Source organism: Arsenophonus sp. ENCA (assembly GCF_002287155.1).
GTDB lineage: Bacteria > Pseudomonadota > Gammaproteobacteria > Enterobacterales > Enterobacteriaceae > Arsenophonus > Arsenophonus nilaparvatae.
Window position 1 is genome coordinate 1 of the sequence record NZ_NHNG01000491.1, and the last position, 2,214, is coordinate 2,214.

Genomic DNA, 2,214 nt, shown 5'->3' on the forward strand with positions numbered 1-2,214 from the left:
CCTAATACACAAATCCCAAAAAAAGGAACTCGAAAAAGACCTTTATCGCCTGAACAAAAACAAGAAAATAAAATAATCTCGGGCATCCGTATTACAGTTGAACACGCCATCGCGGGTATCAAGCGCCTCGGTTGCATGACCCAAATTTTACGGAATCGTAGACCCTTTATTGATGATACCTTCTTACTCCTTAGCGCAGGTCTTTGGAATTTCCATCTCAGAACAGCGTAAAATTTACTTCAATCACCGAAACACCCTTATTTCACTATTAAGCAACACGCTTAATGTATAACGAGCTGAAACCGTGGATTTATCTTTAAAAGTAAAAGTATAAGTACCGATATCGATTGCCTTATTACAACCAATACGAATAGTTCGACTATCAATTTTTCCTACAGGCTTTTTGGCTAAAAAGTGTTTGAAATAGTCGGTACGTTCAGCATCCGTTAAACGCACTTGACTTGATATAGTTGGTAATAGTACTGCATCAGCGAGATAGTTTGCCGAAACCTTTTTCGCATCGCCACTTTTTAATGAATCATTCCAGCGCTCAAATAAACCAGCAATTTGTTGTTGATCTACCTTTACACATTTGGGAGCTGTCTCTAGAGCGAATCTATAACTAGAAAGTAAAGTTAGTGGGATAATTAAAAAACTCAGTTTTCTCATAAATGTCTCGCTATTAAATATTATTTTTTATGATGTTTTAGAATGATTATTATTTTATATGGAAATAATTTTTCCTATGTTTAGTAACCTATTTCTGTAATAGCCAGAACCGGTAAAAAAATTAAAATATCCACTGAAACTTTTTTCATGTGGGTGTTTAAAAATTTCATTTTATAAATCAATTTCATATAGTTAACTGGAATTGTTTTTTGCCGATGTTGATTAAGGCACAATTAAAGATTAGGTTAATCAATAGGATTAGTACAATGGTTACTTTAACTAATAGCGGTTTTTATTGTTAGTTACCCAACGTTTGAGTTATCAATCTTTATTAGTTTAACCCGGTGGAATTCGTGGTTATTAATCCGTATCTGACAGTTAATAATATAGATGAACTGGAACGAGCGTTTGCTACGCCGTCTATCAATTAACTTAGTCAATGTTTATCACAAACAATAAAGCCAGATGGTTTGAAACTATCTGGCTTTTTTATTAGATTAACTTTTGATTAGAGTTTGATGATAGCAATAATAGCAATCACACTAATAATGGCAGCTGCACCATAAAAAATCCATTTACCGGCTGGAATCGCTATTTTTAGAATGCATGCCATGATGAAGTCGATGCAGTCCACACCAGATAGGTAAAATGATCATTAATAGCAAAAAAATACGGCCAATAAAGCTTTGGCAAAATGTCAGAATGCGTTCATAACTTAACATTTCTGGTGCTAAACCTAGAGGAATAAAAATTGCAAGCAAAAGAATAATAACCGGAGAGATAATTGCACTCCACATACCACCAGCACCAAATAATCCCCAAAAAATAGGTTCATCAGAACGTTTAGGAGGTTGATTCATCATTGTTCTCCTTAAATTATATTAGCGCTATAGCTAAGATAATGATTGTTGCTAGAAAAGTGATACCCCAGAGTAATTTTATAATGCTTTCTTGGGCTATTTTTTTATTTTTTATCACGATATTAACAGCTTTAGGCGCCAGTTCGAACCAGGTTTTTGTATGGAATAAAGTTGCTATTAAAGTGAAAATATTAATTAATAAAACGATTGGATTATGCAGAAAGGTAACATAATTAAACCAGCTTTCAGGCCCTGCTGCTAACGAAAATAGGCCATAAAGCACGACTAAACTAAACCAAATTTGAGGGATGGCGGTTGCTTCCCGAATAACATAAAAACGATAAAATCCAATAAGCGTGTTGCTTAATAGTGAAATAAGGGTGTTTCGGTGATTGAAGTAAATTTTACGCTGTTCTGAGATGGAAATTCCAAAGACCTGCGCTAAGGAGTAAGAAGGTATCATCAATAAAGGGTCTACGATTCCGTAAAATTTGGGTCATGCAACCGAGGCGCTTGATACCCGCGATGGCGTGTTCAACTGTAATACGGATGCCCGAGATTATTTTATTTTCTTGTTTTTGTTCAGGCGATAAAGGTCTTTTTCGAGTTCCTTTTTTTGGGATTTGTGTATTAGGATGCTGTTTATCTATACCTTGAAAACCGGTATCTGCCCAGATGGTTACCT

4 protein-coding genes and 1 pseudogene are annotated in these 2,214 nt (G+C 35.0%); 1 reads left to right on the forward strand and 4 read right to left on the reverse strand.

Annotated features, from left to right (window positions below; translation table 11 throughout):
- On the forward strand, window positions 1–231 hold a 231-nt coding region (locus CBG25_RS13015), incomplete at its 5' end, for a transposase family protein (protein ID WP_290607126.1).
- A gap of 12 nt (window positions 232–243) precedes the next feature.
- Here the strand turns inward: CBG25_RS13015 and CBG25_RS13020 are convergent.
- The 4 genes and pseudogenes from CBG25_RS13020 to CBG25_RS13035 form a co-directional block, all read right to left on the reverse strand.
- A complete protein-coding gene (locus tag CBG25_RS13020) occupies window positions 244–669 on the reverse strand; it encodes a DUF4440 domain-containing protein (RefSeq protein ID WP_290607128.1) in 426 nt (141 codons plus the stop codon).
- 508 nt (window positions 670–1,177) lie between these two features.
- Window positions 1,178–1,532: pseudogene (gene frdD, locus CBG25_RS13025) on the reverse strand (fumarate reductase subunit FrdD).
- Window positions 1,533–1,545: 13 nt separating this feature from the next.
- The gene (gene frdC, locus CBG25_RS13030; RefSeq protein ID WP_290607130.1) at window positions 1,546–1,992 is read right to left on the reverse strand and encodes a fumarate reductase subunit FrdC; all 447 of its coding nucleotides are present in this window, start codon (window positions 1,990–1,992) and stop codon (window positions 1,546–1,548) included.
- Window positions 1,934–2,214, reverse strand: a 281-nt coding sequence (locus tag CBG25_RS13035) for a transposase family protein (RefSeq protein WP_290603775.1), incomplete at its 5' end; no start/stop codon positions are given. The genes frdC and CBG25_RS13035, both read right to left, overlap by 59 nt.

Bases quoted from the DNA above. Each gene is read 5' to 3' on its own strand.
- CBG25_RS13020 (WP_290607128.1), bottom strand. From the start codon at position 669: ATGAGAAAACTGAGTTTTTTAATTATCCCACTAACTTTACTTTCTAGT.
- frdC (WP_290607130.1), bottom strand. From the start codon at position 1,992: ATGATACCTTCTTACTCCTTAGCGCAGGTCTTTGGAATTTCCATCTCA.